General features: G+C 71.3%; 18 protein-coding genes and 1 tRNA gene. 5 read left to right on the forward strand and 14 right to left on the reverse strand.

The features are described 5' to 3' along the window. Positions 1-19 precede the first annotated feature (19 nt). Complete coding sequence (locus KNO15_RS14470) at positions 20-733, forward strand: hypothetical protein (RefSeq protein WP_241704475.1); 714 nt, start codon at positions 20-22, stop codon at positions 731-733. A gap of 64 nt (positions 734-797) precedes the next feature. On the opposite strand, the gene KNO15_RS14475 is transcribed toward KNO15_RS14470, so the two are convergent. After that, positions 798-870 (reverse strand) — tRNA-Arg (locus tag KNO15_RS14475). Between the two features lie 84 nt (positions 871-954). Beyond that, positions 955-1,734: a dienelactone hydrolase family protein gene (locus KNO15_RS14480; protein ID WP_241704476.1), complete on the reverse strand. Its 780-nt coding sequence runs from the start codon at positions 1,732-1,734 to the stop codon at positions 955-957. Between the two features lie 171 nt (positions 1,735-1,905). On the opposite strand from KNO15_RS14480, the gene KNO15_RS14485 reads away from it, so the two are divergent. Then, positions 1,906-2,199: a GNAT family N-acetyltransferase gene (locus tag KNO15_RS14485; protein WP_241704477.1), complete on the forward strand. Its 294-nt coding sequence runs from the start codon at positions 1,906-1,908 to the stop codon at positions 2,197-2,199. Between the two features lie 75 nt (positions 2,200-2,274). Further along, positions 2,275-3,219, forward strand: coding sequence for an alcohol dehydrogenase catalytic domain-containing protein (locus tag KNO15_RS14490; RefSeq protein WP_241704478.1), 945 nt, complete (start codon positions 2,275-2,277; stop codon positions 3,217-3,219). A gap of 269 nt (positions 3,220-3,488) precedes the next feature. Here the strand turns inward: KNO15_RS14490 and KNO15_RS14495 are convergent, their stop codons facing one another. From KNO15_RS14495 to KNO15_RS14530, 8 genes are all read right to left on the reverse strand, one after another. Beyond that, entirely contained in the window at positions 3,489-4,115 is a 627-nt protein-coding gene (locus KNO15_RS14495; RefSeq protein WP_241704479.1) for a response regulator transcription factor, read from the reverse strand. Further along, the gene (locus KNO15_RS23365) at positions 4,112-5,329 is read right to left on the reverse strand and encodes a sensor histidine kinase (RefSeq protein WP_241704480.1); all 1,218 of its coding nucleotides are present in this window, start codon (positions 5,327-5,329) and stop codon (positions 4,112-4,114) included. The genes KNO15_RS14495 and KNO15_RS23365 overlap by 4 nt, the downstream gene beginning before the upstream one ends. A gap of 2 nt (positions 5,330-5,331) precedes the next feature. After that, positions 5,332-6,942, reverse strand: a complete 1,611-nt coding sequence (locus KNO15_RS14505; protein ID WP_241704481.1) for an MFS transporter — start codon at positions 6,940-6,942, stop codon at positions 5,332-5,334. Between the two features lie 89 nt (positions 6,943-7,031). Beyond that, a complete protein-coding gene (locus tag KNO15_RS14510) occupies positions 7,032-7,646 on the reverse strand; it encodes a dihydrofolate reductase family protein (protein WP_241704482.1) in 615 nt (204 codons plus the stop codon). A 5-nt stretch (positions 7,647-7,651) separates the two neighbouring features. Beyond that, positions 7,652-8,128 (reverse strand): SRPBCC family protein, encoded by a 477-nt coding sequence (locus KNO15_RS14515; RefSeq protein WP_241704483.1) that lies wholly within the window; start codon positions 8,126-8,128, stop codon positions 7,652-7,654. Further along, on the reverse strand, positions 8,125-8,475 hold the full coding sequence (locus tag KNO15_RS14520) for an ArsR/SmtB family transcription factor (RefSeq protein WP_241704484.1): 351 nt from the start codon (positions 8,473-8,475) through the stop codon (positions 8,125-8,127). The genes KNO15_RS14515 and KNO15_RS14520 overlap by 4 nt, the downstream gene beginning before the upstream one ends. Before the next feature lie 101 nt (positions 8,476-8,576). Next, entirely contained in the window at positions 8,577-9,221 is a 645-nt protein-coding gene (locus tag KNO15_RS14525; protein WP_241704485.1) for an HAD-IA family hydrolase, read from the reverse strand. A 30-nt stretch (positions 9,222-9,251) separates the two neighbouring features. Then, entirely contained in the window at positions 9,252-9,473 is a 222-nt protein-coding gene (locus tag KNO15_RS14530) for a hypothetical protein (protein ID WP_241704486.1), read from the reverse strand. Positions 9,474-9,559: 86 nt separating this feature from the next. Between KNO15_RS14530 and KNO15_RS14535 the strand changes: the two genes are divergently transcribed. After that, entirely contained in the window at positions 9,560-10,510 is a 951-nt protein-coding gene (locus KNO15_RS14535; RefSeq protein WP_241704487.1) for a helix-turn-helix domain-containing protein, read from the forward strand. Positions 10,511-10,613: 103 nt separating this feature from the next. Further along, on the forward strand, positions 10,614-11,558 hold the full coding sequence (locus KNO15_RS14540) for an NADP-dependent oxidoreductase (RefSeq protein WP_241704488.1): 945 nt from the start codon (positions 10,614-10,616) through the stop codon (positions 11,556-11,558). A 24-nt stretch (positions 11,559-11,582) separates the two neighbouring features. Here the strand turns inward: KNO15_RS14540 and KNO15_RS14545 are convergent, their stop codons facing one another. From KNO15_RS14545 to KNO15_RS23370, 4 genes are all read right to left on the reverse strand, one after another. Next, entirely contained in the window at positions 11,583-11,891 is a 309-nt protein-coding gene (locus KNO15_RS14545) for a hypothetical protein (RefSeq protein ID WP_241704489.1), read from the reverse strand. Positions 11,892-12,011: 120 nt separating this feature from the next. Next, the gene (locus KNO15_RS14550; RefSeq protein WP_241704490.1) at positions 12,012-12,191 is read right to left on the reverse strand and encodes a hypothetical protein; all 180 of its coding nucleotides are present in this window, start codon (positions 12,189-12,191) and stop codon (positions 12,012-12,014) included. 48 nt (positions 12,192-12,239) lie between these two features. Further along, positions 12,240-12,398, reverse strand: a complete 159-nt coding sequence (locus KNO15_RS14555; RefSeq protein WP_241704491.1) for a hypothetical protein — start codon at positions 12,396-12,398, stop codon at positions 12,240-12,242. Between the two features lie 175 nt (positions 12,399-12,573). Next, positions 12,574-14,865: an ATP-binding protein gene (locus KNO15_RS23370; RefSeq protein ID WP_241704492.1), complete on the reverse strand. Its 2,292-nt coding sequence runs from the start codon at positions 14,863-14,865 to the stop codon at positions 12,574-12,576. Positions 14,866-15,033: the final 168 nt, after the last annotated feature.

The following is a 15,033-nucleotide window of genomic DNA, read 5'->3' on the forward strand; positions in this document are numbered from 1 at the left end:
GGAGGAGGGGGTGCATTGCATGGAGGCGGTGGAATCGAACCAACCGCGTTCTGGTCAGCATCCTGCAGCGACCTGCGGGTCCGTAGCTTCAGGTTTCCTGTTCGCCGCTCTCGCGGTGCGTCACCTGGCGGTGACCCGGTGCAAGCTCTTCCCTTGGCGCGCTGAGCTCGGTCGAGGGATGATGCTTCTGTGCGGCGCCGCTCACTTGCTAAAGGGGTCAGACTTCGAACAGGTCGTAGATGCACCAGAGCTCGTCGCCGAACCAGATTCCGATCGACTGACTTCCGTACACCAGCTCTCCCTCAATCTCGATCAAGAAACCGGTGCCAGGAGCCTGCCACTCCAGTCGCTTGACGTTGGCTGGCGCGCTTCCGACCCGAATTCGTGCGGGCGGATCGACCTCAGAATGAGGGCACGCATCGCCCTCGATCCTGAATCCACCGTCAGTCAGGACGACGGATCGGATGGCGAAAGAACCGCTTCCACTGTGCATCGCCCATTTCGTCCTCATGGCGTGGAAGGTATCGCCCGCACCGCGGGCGGCGCAGGTATTCTCGCTCACGGCCGAATCGGCAGAGGCGAGCTGGGGACCATTTCTCGAGCGGGAAAGAACTATCAACGTTGGCAGCACAAGCCGACGATGAAGGGCGATCCCCGCATCTGGTTCTATGTGGACCAGCAGACCGTCTACCTCGAGCAGGTGCACACACACGACCCGAATGCCACCAAGTAACGAAGAAGCCCCCGCTCACGCGAGGGCTTCTTGTACTGTCTCAACCAGTTCTGTGGTGATCCTGTGCGCCACGAGGGATTCGAACCCCCAACCTTCTGATCCGTAGTCAGATGCTCTATCCGTTGAGCTAGTGGCGCATGACCCCAGCGTTCGTCGCGCGGGCCTGTTAGAGCTTACATGACCGTTTCGCAGACCGCCAATTGAGTCGGGCTCCTCCGGGATCAGGCGAAGATCTCGTCGAGGAAGCACACCAGCGCGCGCCAGCTGCGGGCGTCGGCGAGGGGGCGGTAGCGGTCGGTTCCCGGGATCGTGAACGCGTGCGGGGCTCCCGAGTAGGTGGTCAACTGCCAGTCGACGTGCGGTGCCGCGCGCAGCTCGTTCTCGAACGCGGCCACCGCGTCGTCGGGCACGGCGGGGTCGGAGCCGCCCGTCAGGACCAGCAGGGAGGCTGCGATCGCGGCCGCATCGGAGGGGTCGTGGGCGATCAGCCCGCCGTGGAAGGAGACCACGCCGCGGGCCGGGGCGCCGGTGCGGGCGAACTCGAGCGCCGCGGTGCCGCCGAAGCAGTAGCCGATCACGGCCAGTCGCGCCGGGTCGACGGCCGGGTGCTGCTGCAGCCGGCTGAAGCCGGCGGCGACGCGCGAGCGCAGCAGGTCCAGGTCGCGGTAGTACCGGCCGGCGACCTTCGGCGCCTCCTCGCCGCTCGGCCGCACGCCGGCGCCGTACAGGTCGGCCGCGAACGCGACGTAGCCGCGCCGGGCCAGCATCTGCGCGCGCATCCGAACGTTGTCGCCCACGCCGTTCCAGTCGTGCAGGATCAGCACGGCCGGACGCCGGTCGTCGGCCTGCACGTCCCTGGCGAGGTAGCCCTCGAGCGGGACGCCCTCGTGCTCGTAGTCGACGACCTCCGCATCGATCACGGAGTGCTCGCCGATCGGCACCTGCTCGAGCAGGGCCTGGTGGGCGGGGGACAGTGCGGGCGACGGGTTCTCGATCGTCACGGGTGAGGCTCCAGCGTGTCTCGCGGCGCGCGCGACGGGTGACGCACGCGGCCTGGCCTGCTGCAGCTCGATCGCGGAATGCGGGCGGGCGCCCGGATGGTGCGGGTCGGGTGCCCACGCGTTCACGATACCTCCCCTCCGTTCCGCCCGCGACGGTCGTACGATGGGCGCATGTCCACCGAGTTCAGCAACGAGACCGACGCGAACCGCTACGCGATGCGGATCGGCGGCGAACTGGTCGGCATCCTCGACTACAGCATCCTGGGCGGCACGATCTCGCTGACCCGGGCGTTCACGGTGCCCGCGCAGCGCGGCAAGGGATACGCCGCCGACCTGGTCGCCTACGCCGTCGACGACATCGAACGCACCTCCGACCGCCGGATCGTGCCGATGTGCTGGTACGTCGCCGACTGGTTCGAGGCCCACCCCGAGCGGGCCGGCCTCCTGCAACGCCGCGCCGGCTGACCGATGGCGAGCCGGGGGTCCGCATCCGTGCAGCGTTCCGCCGCGCGGGTGGTTCGCTTCGGTGACGCCTCCGCCATGGCGATCACGCACGAGACGCTCCGGCCGCCGCGCGGCAACGAAGTGGCCGTTCGGATCACCCACGCCGCGCTCAGCTCGACGGACGTGCTGGCCCGGCGAGGCGGCTACGTGCTCCAGCCGGTGCCGGGTTTCGTTCCGGGCTACGACTTCGTCGGGGTGTTGGAGACCGAGTCCGCGGTGTCGGCGGCGCTCGGCCTGCGCGCCGGCGCCCGGGTCGCCGGCGTGCTGCCGCGGATGGGCGCGCACGCGACGCGCCTGGTGCTGTCACCCACGTTCCTCGTCGCGGTTCCCGACGCCCTGACCTCGGAGCGCGCGGCGACTCTTCCGCTGACCGCCGTGACCGCGGCGGTCGCTCTGCGGTACGCGGGGCCGGCCCGCAGCATCCTGGTGCAGGGTGTCAGCGGAGCCGTCGGGTCGCTCGTGGCACAGCTCGCCCTGCGCGACGACCGTGTCGTCGTGGGGACCGGATCCGCCCTCCCGCCGGCGCTCGCCCCACACGGCCTGGACGTGCCGCTCGCCGACTCCCGCGACCCCGACTGGCCGGCGCGCGCCCGCGAGCTGGCCGGCGGCTCCGTGGAGGCCGCGATCGACGACTCGGGATCGCCGTGCGTCCGCGAGGCCGTCGACCCGAGCGGCGTGGTCGTGCACACCGCGTTCGCCGGCCGTGCAGGGCAGCGGCGCGAGGACGCCGTGCGCGAGACCGCCTCCGCTGTGCTGCACCGTTTCGGCCACCCGCGCGAGGTGGTCTGCGCCGTGCCGTTCTGGGTGCTCAGGAGGCGGCCGGCGTACCGCCGTCTGCTCGCCGGGCTCCTGGACGACGCCGCCGACGGCCGGCTGACCCCGTTCGATCCGCAGGTGGTGCCGTTCGACTCGGTGTGGGAAGCCCATCGCCTCGCCGATCAGCGCCCGGCCGGCCGAACGATCGTGCTGGCCATGCCCTGACGCCAGTGGGTACCGACGCCGGTGGATTCTGACGCCGGTGGATTCTGACGCCGGCGGGTACGGACGCCCCCGCGGTGTGGAGGACGAGCCGCCGGCCGTTGTCGCCAGACGCGGCCCGTCCACCGGGTGAGACGGCGCGCCGCACGGAGCGTAACGCCCCACCTCCTGGGTCAACGATGGTCGCGACCCGCCGCATCGGCGCGCACCGCGGCGGCGTGTCGGGCGGTCGGGTCGGGCGGAACGGGTCGCGCGGGCGCGGGAGCCACGCGCTAGGTGTCGAGGAGGCCGAGCTCGAGCGCCCGCCGCACCGCGGAGGTGCGGTCGGACACGCCGAGCTTCTCGTACGCGCGGGCCAGGTAGGTCTTCACCGTCGCCTCCCCGATGAACAGCTCGGAGCCGATCGCCGCGTTGGTGAGGCCGTCCGCCGCGAGTCGCAGCACCTTGACCTCCTGGGCCGACAGGGCCGGAGCCTGCCCCCGTCCCTGGAGGCGACCGAGCAGCGCGGAGGCCGCGGACGTCGCCAGCACGGTCTCCCCCGCAGCCGCGGCCCGCACGGAGCGCGCGAGCTCGGCGGGCGCGATGTCCTTGAGGAGGTAGCCGCTCGCTCCCGCCTCGATGGCACGCAGGATGTCCTGATCCGTCTCGTAGGTGGTCAGCACGACGACGCGCGTGGCGGGATGCCCCGCCGCGATCGCGCGCGTCGCCGCGACGCCGTCGCCGCCCGGCATCCGCAGGTCCATCAGCACGAGGTCCGGGTTCAGCTCTGCGACGAGCGAGACGGCCTCCGGTCCGCTGCCGGCCTGGCCCACCACCTCGATGTCGTCGTAGCCCTGCAGCATCCCGCGGATGCCTTCGCGCACGACGGGGTGGTCGTCCGCGAGCAGGATGCGGATCATCGCGCGCCCTCCGTCGGGAGCAGGACGACCAGCCGGGTGCCCCGACCGGCGGCGCTCGCGAGGTCGAACGTCCCACCGGCCTCGCGGACCCGCGACGACATCCCGTCGATGCCGAAGCCGTCCCGCGGCGCAGCCGGGTCGAAGCCCCGACCGTCGTCGCGCACGCTGAGCCGTACCGCCGCCGGTTCGTAGGCGAGCGACGCCTCGACCGTGCGGGCGCCCGCGTGCTTGCGCACGTTCGCGAGCGCCTCCTGGAACACGCGGAGCGCGACCACCTCGACGGCCGGGGCCGCCGGTCTCGGCGCGCCGTCCACGCGGAACTCCACCGGGACTCCGGTCTCGTCGCCGAAGCGTGCGGCGACCCGGGCGAGCGCCTGGTCGAGGGTGGAGTCGGCCAGCCGTCCGGGAGTGAGGGCCGCGATGATGCGCCTCGACTCCCGGAGGTTCTCCTGCGCAGTCTCGGTCATCAACTCCACGTGCCGGCGCGCGGACGCGGGGTCGGCCTCCAGCTCGCCCTGAACCGCGTGGCCCAGCGTGACGATGCTCGTGAACCCCTGCGCGAGGGTGTCGTGCATCTCACGTGCGATGCGCTCGCGCTCGGCCGCTGCGCCCTGCTGCTCGGACAGCTCGGCGATCTCGCGCTGCTGTTCGCGCAGCCGCTCGATGAGGAGGCCGCGCTCCCGGCTCTGCTTGGTGACGGCCGTGATGCGATTGCTGAAGTAGATCGACACGGCGATGACGAGCAGCGTCATGCCGATCGTGGAGGCGACGTCGCCGGGGGCGAGGTCGCCGACAAGCCAGCGCACCCCCACCCCGCCGAGGTTGAGCACGACGATCGCGATCGCGGCCGGGACGGCGGACAGCATGAGGAAGAACTGCGGCGACAGCACGAACAGGGCGACGTTGGACCAGTTGTTGAGCCCGTAGGCCACGAAGTAGACCGCGGTGCCGAGCCCGGCGTACGCCCACGAACGCCAGGTGTTCGAGCGGACCCCCGCACGACTCGGCCGGGCGACGAACCAGTAGACGGGAAAGAGCGCGAGGATCAGCCCGGCGGCCGTCAGGGTCCTGGCGAGCCCGGTGTACGGGTTCGCCAGGACCAGCACGACGGAGGCGACGGTAGCGGCGGCCGAGTAGCCGATCCAGTCGCCGAACCAGCGGTCGTCGACCCGGCCGGTCGGGCGGTCGTCGATGAGGTCGGACGGGCGGGTCACGTTCAGACTGTAGCGTTCTCGGCTCCGGAGGCGGCGGGCTCGGCGGTCTCCGTCGAGCCGTCGGCCTCTCCACCCTCCGGCAGCGAAGTGCGCCCCGCCGGGTAGAGCAGCCCGATCACCGCGACGACCGCCATCGCCGCCGCCATGCCCCAGAACGCCCACTGCACGGCCGACGCGTAGTCCGAACGGACGGCGTGCAGGATCTGCTCCTGAACGGCGTGCGGCAGCGTCGACAGCGCGCTCGATCGGTCGGAGGCGCCGCTGATCTGGTTCACCGCGTCCTGCGCGTTCGCCGCCGAGCCGCCGAACTTCGCGAACGAGGCGGTCAGGAGGTCGGTCAGCCGGGAGGTCACGATCGTCGAGAAGACCGCGATGCCGAGCGCGCCTCCGAAGTTCTTCATCGTCTGGGTCAGCGCGGACGCCTCGCCGTAGCTGGCGCCGACCGCGCGGTTGACGGCGTCGGTCGACACCGGAGTGAACATGAGGCCGATGCCGGTTCCGGCGAGCACGAGCGGGGCGGTCTGGGCGTTGAAGAAGATCGAGCCGTCCACACCGAGGTCGGTGGCGCCCAGCGCCAGCCAGACGAAGCCGGCCGCCCCCACGACGCCGCCGAGCAGCACCATCGCCTTCGCGCCCTGCCGGTCGAACCGCACGGAGCCGATCCGGCTGCCGATGACGAAGCCGATGAAGAACTTGAGGAACAGGATCCCGGTCTCCATCGCCGTCAGCTGCAGCGACACCTGGCCCCACACACTGAGGAAGAAGAAGGCCGACATGAAGGCGATGGAGGCGAACAGCGTCGCCAGGCGCGAGAACAGGACGCCGCGGTCACGGAACGCCCGCACCTGGACGAGCGGCTGGGCCGTGCGAAGCTGCAGCCAGCCGAACAGCACGAGCAGCACGGCGCCGCCGATCATGCTCGCCAGCACCGCCGCATTGCCCCACCCCCACGGGCTGGCCTGCTGGAGACCGAAGACGAGTGCGGCCATACCGGCCGCCACGACCGACGCGCCGAGCCAGTCGATCCGCTCGCGGCGACGCGTCGACGGGCGGGCGGTGAGCGCGACGATCACGAAGGAGACCACGGCGATCGGCACATTGACCCAGAAGATCGAACGCCAGGTCCACTGCGTGAGGTAGCCTCCCGCGATCGGGCCGACCGCGGTCATCGCCCCGGTGATGGTGAAGAAGATCGCCATCGCCCGGCCGCGCCGTTCGCGCGGGAAGCCTTCGACGACGATGCCGATCGCCGCGGGGAACATGATCGCGCCGCTGACGCCCTGCAGCGCACGGGCGCCGACCAGCCAGGCCTCGGCGAGGTCGCCGGACGGAGTCAGGCCGCAGAGCAGCGAGGTGACGCCGAAACCGGCGATGCCGACGAGGGCCATCCGCTTGTGCCCGACGACATCGGCGACACGGCCGCCGAGCAGGAAGAACGCGGCGGTCGTGAGCAGGTAGACGTTGACGGCCCACTGCATGCCGTCGTGGCTCAGGCCGAGGTTCTGCTGGATGGTCGGGGCGGAGAGCGCCACGATCGTCTGGTCGATCGTCGTCATCGAGACGGCGAGGATGAGGCCGACGAGCGCCGGCTTCGACGAGGATGCGGGAGTCATGTCTCCAGCGTCGTCGGCCGAGCGTCGCGGCGGCACCGACTGACGGTGGTCACCGGTGTCCACCGATCGGTGGACACCGGTGGTCACCGTCAGTCGACGTCGTAGGTGAGGTGGGTCGCGTTGGACGTGACCACGACCTCCCGCTGCGTCAGCGTGCGCCGTGGGGCGTTCACGAACAGGGGCGTGCCCGCACCGAGGATGATTGGCGAGAGGTGGAGGATGAGCGTGTCCGCGAGGCCGGAGGCGACCACCGAGGCGACCAGTGCGCCACCGCCCATCACCACCACGTCGAGGTCGGCGCCCTTCGCGGCCGACTGCGCCTCTGCGCTGTGGCGCGCGAGCGCGATCGCGTCGGCGAGGCCCGTGGTCGCGAACGTCCAGTCGAGCCCGGTCAACCGAACGTGCTCGGGCGCGGCGCTTGTGACCACGAAGAACGGAGGCTTGCCGACCTCCGTCGCGCCGTAGCCGAGCTCGTCGCTCCAGCCGCCGGGGGCATCGATGACATCGAACAGCCTGCGCCCCATGACGACGGCGCCCGAGCGCGCGGTGGCGGCCTCCAGGATGCGCTGGTCGTCCGGGTCGTCGGAGAACACCCACCGGTGCAAGGGCTCCCCTCCGGTGCCCAGGCCGTTGCCGGGCCCGGAGTCGGGCCCCGTGACGAAGCCGTCGAGGGAGACGGTGATGTCGGCGACGACGCGCGTCATCGGGCTCACCCCCTCGCCAGCAGCTCGTCGAGCTTCTGGTAGCCCTCGGTCATGCCGTACTCCATGCCCTCGGCGATCATCGCCTCCAGAGCCTCCTTGGACGGGAAGACCGAGTGACCGACCAGCCGGGAGCGCCCTCCCGGGAGCGACTCGAACCGCAGCAGGTCGAGGCTGACCTCGTTCGGCGCGCCCAGGTACTCGAACGTCTGGATGATGAGCTCGTTCTCGACGATCGTGTGGATGACGCCGCGGAACGCGTAGACGTTCCCGTCGGGGTCGGCCTGCTCGAAGGCGTAGCCACCGCCGGTGCGGAAGTCCCAGTGGGTGATCGCGTTGTCGAGGCCGCGCGGCCCGATCCACTGCACGTAGAGCTCGGGGTCGGCGTGGGCTCGGAAGACGGCCTCGACCGGGGCCTCGAACTCGCGGGTGATGTCGGCGTACGACGTGCCGGGTACGGCATCGATGACGACGGGGTTGCTCATGATTCCTTCTCCTTCTTCCGTCTGCTCGGTTCTGCTGCGGCGAGGAGCCCGTCGAGCGCCCGGTAGCGCGCCTCGGCCTCCAGCCGGTACCGGTCGATCCACGAGGTGAGCCGCTGCAATGCCGCGGCGTCCACGTGCACGGGGCGCCGCTGCGCGTCGCGCGTGCGCCACACCAGGCCGGCACCCTCGAGCACACTGATGTGCTTGGACACCGCCTGGAGCGTGATGTCGAACGGCTCGGCCAGTTCGTTGACCGTCGCGGGGCCGCGGCTGAGCCGAGCGACGATCGCTCGCCGCACCGGATCCGACAGCGCCGCGAAGGCCCTGTCGAGCGAGTCCTGCTCCATTAGTCAACCACCTCTTTAATCAATCAGTTGATTGATTAAAGGGTAGGACGATGCGGCGCGGGCGTCAACCCCCGGCGTATCCGTCTGCTCGGTCGGTCGGATCAGGAGGTGACGGCTGCGTGCTCGACGCCGGGAACCGCGCCGGTGTAGTCCCGGATCCGCTCCAGGCCGTCGGTCGTGGCCGACACGTGGCCGCCCACGACTACCGTGCGGCCTCCGGACGCGACCCCGGCCGCGAGGCCCGCCTCCGCGTCCTCGAACACGACGCAGCCGGCGATCGGCACGCCCAGTCGCTGCGCGGCCAGGAGGTAGCAGGACGGGTCGGGCTTGCCGCGCTCGACATCCTCGGCGGCGACGAGCACGTCGGGGATGCCGACGCCTGCGGCGTTCAGCCGGGCGATGGCCAGCTCGCGGGGCGCGCTGGTGACGATCGCGACCGGAGCACCGCGCTCGGCGAGCGCCGCCAGCAGCCGACGAGCGCCCGGCACCTCGACGATGCCGTCGGTGCGAGTGACCTCCTCGACCACGAGCCCGGAGACGAGCTCGGCCCGGGTCTCGCGGGAGAGCGCCGGGAGGAAGTGCGCGACCGTGTCGCCCGCCTGCCTGCCGTGCGCAAAGGAGATGACGACCCGCGGGTCGAGCCCGTGGCGCTCGCAGAACTCCGTCCACACCGCCTCGACCACCGCGTGCGAGTCGACGAGGGTGCCGTCCATGTCGAAGAGGTATCCGACTGTGCTGCTGACCATCCGACCAGCCTAGGCGGGTTGGACGGTCGCTCAGCGACCGGTGCTGCGGGCGTCCTGCGCTGCACGCAGGTCGGCGAGGGCGCGATCGGTCTCGCGCGTGACGCGACCGCCGCGTGCGGCGATCGCCGCCGGCAGCCAATCGCTCAACACGAAGCGGCGTCGGCGCGACGCCACGACCTCGCCGCCGTTCGTCCTGACCGGGCGGGCCACCCAGCCGTGTTCCATCCCTTGTGCCCAGGTAGTGTTTGCCATGACCTCTACGTTACGAACGAAAACATTCGGCCACGAGATGGCTTCCGGTCTATCTTCGCAAACATTCGGCCAGTACACTGGGCGGCATGTTGAAGAGCGTTGCCGTGCCGATCATCGACGATTTCGCGATGTTCGAATTCGGCGTGATCTGCGAGGTGTTCGGCCTCGATCGCAGCTACGCGGGCATCCCGCCGTTCGATTTCCGCGTCTGCTCGACGCAGCCCGGCGAGACGATCAGTCACGACACCGGCGTGCGCCTGATCGCGCCGTACGGACTGGAGGCCATGGAGGACGCCGACCTCATCGCCGTGCCGGCCGCGACGATCCGCGATCACTACCCCGACGAGCTGCTCGACGGCCTCCGCCGGGCGCACGACCGCGGGGCTATCCTGCTCAGCGTCTGCTCGGGAGCGTTCGCGCTGGGGGCGGCCGGCCTCCTCGACGGCCGCGAGTGCACCACGCACTGGCGCCACGCCGAGGCCCTGCAGCGACGGTTCCCGCTGACGCGCGTGAACCCGGACGTGCTGTTCATCGACGACGGCACGATCATCACCAGCGCCGGCACCTCGGCGGGCATCGACGCGTGCCTCCACCTGGTACGCCGCGAACTCGGCAGCGCGATCGCGAACACGATCGCGCGCAACATGGTCGTGCCCCCACAGCGCGACGGCGGCCAGCGCCAATACATCGAGAAGCCCGTGTCCGACTGCGAGGACGACACCTTCAGCGAACTGCTCGAACACCTGACCGACACGCTCGACGAGAGCCACACGGTCTCCGGGCTCGCGGCCCGGGCCCACATGTCGACCCGGAGCTTCTCGCGCCGGTTCGTCGCAGAGACCGGGGTGCCTCCGATGCAGTGGCTCACCACACAGCGCGTGCTGCACGCACGCCTGCTGCTCGAGACGACCGACCTGGCGATCGACGAGGTCGCCCGGCGCAGCGGGTTCGGCAGTGCGACGCTGCTGCGCCACCACTTCGACGCCGAGGTGGGCGTGCCGCCCACGCGTTACCGCGCGGCCTTCGCCCAGCGCTGAGCCCCGCTGCCGGCGCACTCCACATGCCGGCGCACCCCACACGTCGGCTCACGCCACGCCGGCCCGTCACCACCTCTTCACCGCCGCGAACGGAAGGACACCTATGGCCACGCAGATCCAGTACGACCGCCTCGGAGGCCCGGAGGTGCTCGAGGTCGCCTCCACGCCCGACCCGGCGGCGCCGCAGGACGGCGTGGTGGTCGCCGTGCGCGCGGCCGGCGTGAACCCGATCGACGGCAAGCTGCGCAGCGGCACCCGGCCGAGCGCCCCGATCACCGAGCCGCGTGTGCCGGGCAGCGACGCGGCCGGCGTCGTGCTCTCGGCCGGCTCGGGTGTGACCGGCTGGGCCCCGGGCGACGAAGTGGTGGTGCGGGAGGCGCGCGGCGCATACACGACCCACCTGGTCGCCCCGGCCTCCCACCTCGTGCGCAAGCCTGCGGCGGTGAGCTGGGAGGAGGCGGCGGCGATCGGAGTCCCTGCCGGTACTGCGCACCAAGCGCTCGTCTCACTGGGCGTCGGACCAGGCACCACGCTCCTCATCCACGGCGGGTCGGGAAGCGTCGGCCGCGCCGCGATCCAGCTGGCCCGGCGGATGGGTGCGACCGTAGTGGCGACGGCGTCGCCCGCCAACCACGACCGGCTGCGCGAACTCGGGGCGGTCCCGGTGGCCTACGGCGCCGGTCTGCTGGAGCGCCTGCGCGACGCTGCGCCGCAGGGCTACGACCGCATCCTCGACGCCATCGGCACCGACGAAGCGCTCGAGGCGTCGTTCGCCCTGGTCGAGGACCGTTCGCGCATCGGCACGATCGTCGTCGGTCCGCGCGCGGCCGAGCTGGGCATCCTCGCCTGGGGAGGTGGGAACCCGGTCCCCCTGACCGCCGACGAGCTGCGCCTGCGCGCCGAGGCGTACCCGCTCGTCCTCGACCTCCTGGCCGAGGGCGCGTTCCAGGTCGACGTCGCCCGCACCTTCCCGCTGGTGGAGGCCGCCGAAGCCGCACGCCTGGTCGAGGGAGGGCATCCCGGCGGCAAGGTCGTGCTCACGCCGTAGGCGGGGAGACTCGGGCGGCGCGTACTAGTGGTGCACCGGCCGCCGGTGGGTCAGGTGCGGCACACGGTGGCGCACCTCCGCATGCGGTTCGTGCGCGGGAGGGAGGTCGTCGGCGCGGTAGTGCCTCAGCAGCCGCCAGTTGCGCCGCGCGAGCCGAGCGCAGACGACGACGGTCACGACGCCGCAGACGATGATCCCCCAGGCCCGCGGATTCTCGCCCTCGGTGGGGATGAGGAAGAGCAGCGCCGCGGTCGCCAGCACGGCGAGCAGCGCGCACACCACCCCGATGCTCACACCGCGCCAGGCCCGGGCGCGCTCCACACGGTCACCCATGAAGCGCAAGCTACTCCGCGCGCACGGTGAACACCAGATGAACGCGCGGTGTCGCGCCGATGGACGACCCGCTCGTGCGAGCGCGCGGCGCCGGTCGTGACACCGTCGCCGCGCGACCCGTCACTCCTCAGCGGCCTCCCTGCCGAACCGCTCCTGCCATTCGGCGTACGTGTGATCGTGCCCGAGCGGACACTCGCAGCGGATGAGGATGGGTCGCCCCGTCACCACGCTGACGGCGCGCTCCACGTGCGCCTCTGCTGTCGCCGTGCGGAGTCGTGCCCGGCGCGTCTGTTTCGACATGTCTGCTCCTCGTTCCGTCGCGAAGGGGTGGTCGGTCATGCATCGCGTTCAGCCGTTGTAGCCGCGGCAGCCGCCGCACCGGTCGCAGACCAGCACGAAGGCCGGCCCTCCGGCCAGCGTCGTCACGATCGCCGGGCGCGCGTCACGTGCACCGCAGCACGGACAGACGCCGCGCTGGATCGAGGCGCGTGTCTCGAGTGTCGTCATCGTCGACGTCCCTTCTCCGTCTCTCCTGAGGGACACGGCACGAGCGGAGGCGTAACGCGCGCGCCGGGTGCTGGCCAGTATCCGGGGCCTCGAGGGTGAGGCGACGAGACGGGTCGGCCAGAATGCATGGATTTCACCCGGACTGTCGTCCGGGCCTGCCCCAAGGGCGGCCGGCTCAGTCGGCGTCGCTGGTGAGCGCGCTCCAGGCGGCGAGCTGGGATCGCGACGTGAAACCGAGTTTGACCAGGCTTCGGGACACGTGCCCTTCGGCCGTCCGTCGCGAGATCACCAACCGATCCGCGATCGCGCGATCCGTCAGTCCCTGGCCGACGAGCGCGGCGACCTGCCGCTCGCGGGCGGTGAGCACCGACTGCGCGGAGGCGCCGCCGTCCGGCCTCTCGGGCAGCTCGGCGCCCAGGGCGAACGCGATTCCGTCGGCCAACAGGAAGCCCCGCCCTCTCTCGAAGGCCGCGTCGTAGGCGCGCGCGCCGAGCCCGGAGCGTGCCGCCTCCACCGTCTGCGGGCGCAGCGCCGTCGCAGCCGACGGGAAGGTCGACACGGTGCCGCCGATCCCCAGCCAGATGGTGTGCGCGGCACCGAGGAGGATCGCCGCCCGGGTGGCGTCGCCCTCCCACGCGGCCACGCTCGCGAGGGCCTCCTCCACCTGGGCCAGCCCGACGGGATCGTTCATCCCCTGCTTCAGGCTCAGTGATTGGCGGAGCAACTCGGCAGCCTCGTCCGATCGGCCGCGTGCCTGGGCGCTGAGGCCGGCGTTCATCAGCAGGTACGACGTCTCGAAGGCGTCCCCGGCGCGCACCGCGCGACGCACGAGAGCGGAGCGCAGTGCTGCCGACTGCCGGTGCCTTCCCCCGCGGTCGTACGCGAGAGCGAGCCGCTCCTCCACGTTTCCGCGGGCGATGAACAGGTTGCGCCCGCCCTGGAGGGCGAGCGAGCGCTCGAACGCGGCGATGCTCGACTCGACATCGGAGTCGACCGAGCCGTGCATCCCGGGGATCGCCGACATCGTGTACGCGTCGCCGAGGCGTTCCGCGATCTCTGCCGCCTCGTCCAGCCGCGCGAGACCGGAAGCGCGATCGCCCTGCGCGCACTCGATCCCGCCGACGATCACGAGGAGCTGGCAGAGTTCCGGCGTGTCGATCTCGCCGAGCGCGAGCACCTCCAGGCCGCGCCGCCGCAGTTCGTCGAACCGACCCTGTGCCTGCCACACGACCCGCCAGGCCGTCACGAGGAGGACGGCAGCGATCGCCGCGTCGCCACGCTGCACGCTGAAGTCGACTGCCGTGCGGAGGTCCGGGAGCTGCTGGTGGGCGAAGGCCAGCCAGGCGACCTGGTTCGGGCCGTACCAGTCGGCCTCCATCGCCTGCAGCCGCTCGACGTGCCAGGCCCGATGCGCCAGCCGCGCCTCCTCCACCTCGTCGCGAGTGGAGCTGTCGAGCCCGAATCGCCGCACGAGGTCGAGCATCGAGAACGTGATGCCCTCCGCCCCGTCCGTGCGGCGGACGATGGACTTGTCGAGCAACGACTCCACGACGTCGATCACCGGAAGGGCGAGCGCCAGATCCGAGGCGAGACGTTCGGCCGCAGCGAGAGTCCACCCTCCGGCGAAGACCGACATCCGCCGCCAGAGCGCCCGTTCGCCATCCGTGCACAGGTCGTAGCTCCAGGCGATGGCATCGGCGACCGAGCGTTGGCGGGGCGGAGCATCGCGTTCCCGGCCGACCAGCAGCCGCCGCGGGGCGTCGAGCCGCTCGAGGATCTGCCGGGGCGCGATCGCCCGCACCCGGGTCGCCGCCAGCTCGATGGCCAACGGGACGCCCTCCAGCCTGCGGCAGATCGCCGCGATGTCGGCGAGCTCGGCGGCCGAAGGATCCGGCAGCACCGATGCGCACCGGTCCAGGAAGAGCTCGACAGCGGTCAGCCGCGTGGGCTCGCCGGGCCCCGGAGTCGAGAGCGGCTCGAGCCGCGAGATCCGGCCGGAGGTCATCCGGAGGTCCTCCCGGCTCGTGGCGATCACCGTCAGCTCGGGGCACTCGACGAGGAGCCGGGTGATCAGCGAGACCGCGCCATCGATGACGTGCTCGCAATTGTCGATCACGAGCAGCGCGGCGCGGACGGCGAAGAACCGGGTGACCACCGCCTCCTGATCGCGGCCGACGCTCTCCAGGCCGAGCTGCGTCGCCACCTGGTCGGCCACGGAACCACCGGGCGCCACCGCCGTGAGGTCGACGAACCACACATCATCGCCGAACTCCCGGCGCATGGTACCGGCCAGGCGGATCGCGAACCGGGTCTTGCCGATGCCGCCGGCGCCCACGACCGTCAGCAGGCGGCCCTCGCCGAGCTGTGCGCGCGCCTGTGCCATCTGTTCGCGCCGGTCGACGAACGAGGCGTACTCGGCGGGGAGCGCAGCCACTCGCGAGACCCGTTCCGCCGCTGCGATCACCACGTGAACATCATGGCTGAGGGGATAACCACGCGCCAACACCGGCACCGGGAGGGATGACGCGACGGGTGATACGTGTCTTCGCCGAACACGTAGTCGAGCAGGTAGTCCTACGCCTCCACGAAATACCAGCATTCGCCAGCCTGATCCCGCGAGCAGAGGTGGTGTCCG

It is taken from the genome of Leifsonia shinshuensis (assembly GCF_022606355.1).
In the GTDB taxonomy this organism is placed as follows: domain Bacteria; phylum Actinomycetota; class Actinomycetes; order Actinomycetales; family Microbacteriaceae; genus Leifsonia; species Leifsonia shinshuensis_B.

Excerpts from the sequence above, each read along its gene's own strand:
- KNO15_RS14470 (WP_241704475.1), top strand. The coding sequence starts at position 20 with ATGGAGGCGGTGGAATCGAACCAACCGCGTTCTGGTCAGCATCCTGCA.
- KNO15_RS14485 (WP_241704477.1), top strand. The coding sequence starts at position 1,906 with ATGTCCACCGAGTTCAGCAACGAGACCGACGCGAACCGCTACGCGATG.
- KNO15_RS14490 (WP_241704478.1), top strand. The coding sequence starts at position 2,275 with ATGGCGATCACGCACGAGACGCTCCGGCCGCCGCGCGGCAACGAAGTG.
- KNO15_RS14495 (WP_241704479.1), bottom strand. The coding sequence starts at position 4,115 with ATGATCCGCATCCTGCTCGCGGACGACCACCCCGTCGTGCGCGAAGGC.
- KNO15_RS14505 (WP_241704481.1), bottom strand. The coding sequence starts at position 6,942 with ATGACTCCCGCATCCTCGTCGAAGCCGGCGCTCGTCGGCCTCATCCTC.
- KNO15_RS14510 (WP_241704482.1), bottom strand. The coding sequence starts at position 7,646 with ATGACGCGCGTCGTCGCCGACATCACCGTCTCCCTCGACGGCTTCGTC.
- KNO15_RS14515 (WP_241704483.1), bottom strand. The coding sequence starts at position 8,128 with ATGAGCAACCCCGTCGTCATCGATGCCGTACCCGGCACGTCGTACGCC.
- KNO15_RS14520 (WP_241704484.1), bottom strand. The coding sequence starts at position 8,475 with ATGGAGCAGGACTCGCTCGACAGGGCCTTCGCGGCGCTGTCGGATCCG.
- KNO15_RS14525 (WP_241704485.1), bottom strand. The coding sequence starts at position 9,221 with ATGGTCAGCAGCACAGTCGGATACCTCTTCGACATGGACGGCACCCTC.
- KNO15_RS14530 (WP_241704486.1), bottom strand. The coding sequence starts at position 9,473 with ATGGCAAACACTACCTGGGCACAAGGGATGGAACACGGCTGGGTGGCC.
- KNO15_RS14535 (WP_241704487.1), top strand. The coding sequence starts at position 9,560 with ATGTTGAAGAGCGTTGCCGTGCCGATCATCGACGATTTCGCGATGTTC.
- KNO15_RS14540 (WP_241704488.1), top strand. The coding sequence starts at position 10,614 with ATGGCCACGCAGATCCAGTACGACCGCCTCGGAGGCCCGGAGGTGCTC.
- KNO15_RS14545 (WP_241704489.1), bottom strand. The coding sequence starts at position 11,891 with ATGGGTGACCGTGTGGAGCGCGCCCGGGCCTGGCGCGGTGTGAGCATC.
- KNO15_RS14550 (WP_241704490.1), bottom strand. The coding sequence starts at position 12,191 with ATGTCGAAACAGACGCGCCGGGCACGACTCCGCACGGCGACAGCAGAG.
- KNO15_RS14555 (WP_241704491.1), bottom strand. The coding sequence starts at position 12,398 with ATGACGACACTCGAGACACGCGCCTCGATCCAGCGCGGCGTCTGTCCG.